This window comes from Methylobacterium sp. GC_Met_3, assembly GCF_026540775.1.
Lineage (GTDB): Bacteria > Pseudomonadota > Alphaproteobacteria > Rhizobiales > Beijerinckiaceae > Methylobacterium.
In genome coordinates, this window is record NZ_JALNUL010000130.1 from 1 (window position 1) to 2,975 (window position 2,975).

Sequence of the window (2,975 nt, forward strand, 5' to 3'; positions counted from 1 at the left end):
CGGTCCAGCCTCAATCCGCCCGCCGCATCTGAGCACCGCTGTGCTGCACGACGTCAGGTGCTGTCCCCCGCCGCCATGGGCCGACCACGACGCAATACAACGTCCTTGAATAGGTTGCCGGCCGTCGAGGTCCGCACCTGGGTCTCGGGTCCGGGCTTCTGCACGACGACACTGACGGAGCCGTTGGCTTCGAGCTTGTTGCCGCCCATCACGCCTGCGCGCCCGGCTGACCGATCCAAGCGCCCTTCGCCCTGCTGGATCTTGGCTTCGAACTCCTTACGAGCCTTCTCGCGGGACGCCCAGCCTTCGCCGTCGGCACTGCTGATGTCAGGACGCGGGATACCTTCGGGGCGGTTCGCTGCCACCTCGGGACCGGTACGCAGGGCGTTGCGCACGGCCCCGGAACGTCGATTGATTATGGCCGGGCTCTCAAACTCACCCGTGATCGCGTTGGTGTCGCGATCCAGATCTCCAGAGCCGCGTCCGAGCAAAATGCCTCGCGTCTGAGGGAAGCGACCGGACATGGCTCGGTGCGCCATCTCGCGCATCTGCCCTTCGGCCGAATTTCGCGCGTAGCCGTTCCTCTCCAGCCAGTTGAACATTTCAGTCCGGCGACCGCGGCCGGGATGAGGATCCCTGGCGCCGTAGATGCCGTAGCCGGTGCCGCCGTCGTGGACCTTGTTCGGGTCCAGGCCCGACTCCATCGTTGCCTGCCCAACGAGGTGGGCTGCGGCCTGCCGAAGCTGATCCTCAGGTACTCCTTCGCGACGGAGCTGATCCATCGCGTAACCCATCATCTGGCCGGTACGAGCCGCCCTTGCATTGCCGCTACCATCACCGCGGGGGACTGAGCCGCCCATCGGCGGCACGCGCCCACCTGGCCCGATCGGCACCGTATCCCCGCCATCGTAACCTGGGACGGTCCGCTTCAGGTGCTCACGGAAGCGCTCGCGCATTGCGCTGCGCTCACCCTGCTCGCCCGAGTAGCCCGGCCCCGAGCCTCCGCCGAGGCCTGGCATCCTGCCGAAGCCGCCGCCACCGCCGTAGGACGCGGATTGAATCTTGGCACCAGCGAACGGCCCATCGCCGTCGGCCGACGACTTCTGCGCTGTAGCTCCTTGCTGCGCCTTGATGGTCTCGGACAGGTTATCGATGGAGCGCCGCAGCTTGTCGCTGGCCTCGAAGTCCTTCTGCCGCTGCTCCGGGGTGCGCGCCTGGAGGCGCTTCAGCTCGGCCTCGGCCGCGTCGAGCTTCTGCTGCGCCGCCTCCGGGCTGTCGATCAGCCCCATGCGCTGCTGCGTCCGGCCGATCAGGTGGCTGGCAGCCTCACTCGACAGATCCCGTAGCTTGCGCAGGCGATCGACGTTCTCGCGCGCGTCGAGCTCGTCGTCGCCGACACGCGGTGCCACCTTCCGGGCGAGCGAACCGTCAGCTCCATCAGCGCCGCGAAGCGCCTGCAAGTACTCGCCGTTCCGCAGAGAGTGGATCGTCTCGGCGATCTGATGGAACGCCCCGGCGGCCTTGCCAGCGAGTGCCGTCGTCTCTCCAAGGATGGCGAGGCTGTCCTTGCCGAACTCCTGCCAGTTGATCGCCTCCAACTCCGTCTTAATGCCCCGGATGCCTTCGCGCAGGCCCTTGGTGACATCGCCGCGCTTGCCGGCCACGACCTCATCAATCCACGTCGTAAACTTCTCTGCGGGACCGAGTAACTCGGTGGCGATCGTTGTGCCGACCCGCTGCATGGAGCCGCGCAGATCCGCGATGGCGCGCTCATAGCGCTCGGCGCTCTCGACGCTGCCCGGAGGCAGCGGCCCAAGGCGTTCTGCGGTCGAGCGGTTGAGGCTGGCGATCGGTCCCCGTGATCCGTCGCCGAGCCGCCCGAACTCTTCGTTGCCGGTCATCCGTCCGGCAAGACGGGCTCGGTCCACCGGATCCTTCACATGCTCCAGCATGTCCTCGAAGATCTTTGTGGCTTCATCATTGTTTTTGCTGTTCTTGAACTTCTCGAAGTATTGCGAAATGATAGGATTTTGCGACTGTAGAAAGCCGGATATTTCGGCACTTCCGCGCCGGATGTCGCGCATGTTTGACGCGAACGTTTTTGCGGCGGCAGCAGACGCGTCGGTCGAGATACCGAACTTGCCCGCCACGGACTGGAAGATCCGCAGCTGATCGGCAGCCATCCCGGTCTCCCGGGACAGCTGGCCCAGGCTCGACAGGTTGCCACCGAGGTTGTTCAACGCGGATGCGATGCCCGCCACCGCGACACCGGCCCCCAAGCCCGTGACACCCAAAGTGGCCAGCGCCGGGTTGAGCACGGTCTGAGCCGCCTTCGCCGTCGACTGGATGGCCGCCTCCGCCTTGCCCATGCCCTTCGCTAGGTTCTGGCCGTGCTGGGCGCCCTCGCGGCCGGTGTCGAGCAACTGCTGCCGTAGGCTCTTCAAAGGTCCGGAGAATTTGTCCCGGACCTCGGCTTCCATGCGGAGGGTTTCATCGGCCATCTGGCGCTCCTATGCCTGACGCACGTCGAAGGTTGCGATCCAGCGCCTCAATCAACTGCGTGCCCGTCTCGATCATCACCAACTCGAACGCCGCGATCAGCTCGGCCTCGCCGACGTCCGGCCAGCGTGCGGCGATCGTCTCGACCACTTCGGCCTTCCAGGCCGCCTCGGTGTCGCCGATGCCGGTTCCGAGCAGGTAGGTGGCGATCTCGGTGACGCGGGTCATGGTTACCGGCGGCCGAGGGCGGCGCCGAGCCGCGCACGCTCCTCATCGTAGGCAGCAAACTCACGCTCGACGCCGCGGCGGATCTCGGCACGCCGCTCGCGCCTCTGCTCCTCGGTTAGCTCGGGCATCGGCTGGCCGAGTTGCCGAACGGCAGTTTCGTGCCGGCGGGCGTGGAGCAGCCGCTCGCGGGATAGCTCGACCTCGCGCTGGTTGCGGATCTGAGTGTGGGCGGCATCCACCTCGGCCTC

At 66.5% G+C, this 2,975-nt stretch carries 3 protein-coding genes; all 3 read right to left on the reverse strand.

Translation table 11 applies throughout. The annotated features are described in order from the left end of the window. Positions 1-53 precede the first annotated feature (53 nt). On the reverse strand, positions 54-2,501 hold the full coding sequence (locus tag OXS27_RS32000; protein WP_267361679.1) for a hypothetical protein: 2,448 nt from the start codon (positions 2,499-2,501) through the stop codon (positions 54-56). Continuing rightward, on the reverse strand, positions 2,491-2,727 hold the full coding sequence (locus OXS27_RS32005; RefSeq protein ID WP_267361680.1) for a hypothetical protein: 237 nt from the start codon (positions 2,725-2,727) through the stop codon (positions 2,491-2,493). The genes OXS27_RS32000 and OXS27_RS32005 overlap by 11 nt, the downstream gene beginning before the upstream one ends. Positions 2,728-2,729: 2 nt before the next feature. Then, the coding region (locus tag OXS27_RS32010) for a hypothetical protein (protein ID WP_267361681.1) at positions 2,730-2,975 on the reverse strand (246 nt) is incomplete at its 5' end.

Excerpts from the sequence above, each read along its gene's own strand:
- OXS27_RS32005 (WP_267361680.1), bottom strand. The coding sequence starts at position 2,727 with ATGACCCGCGTCACCGAGATCGCCACCTACCTGCTCGGAACCGGCATC.
- OXS27_RS32000 (WP_267361679.1), bottom strand. The coding sequence starts at position 2,501 with ATGGCCGATGAAACCCTCCGCATGGAAGCCGAGGTCCGGGACAAATTC.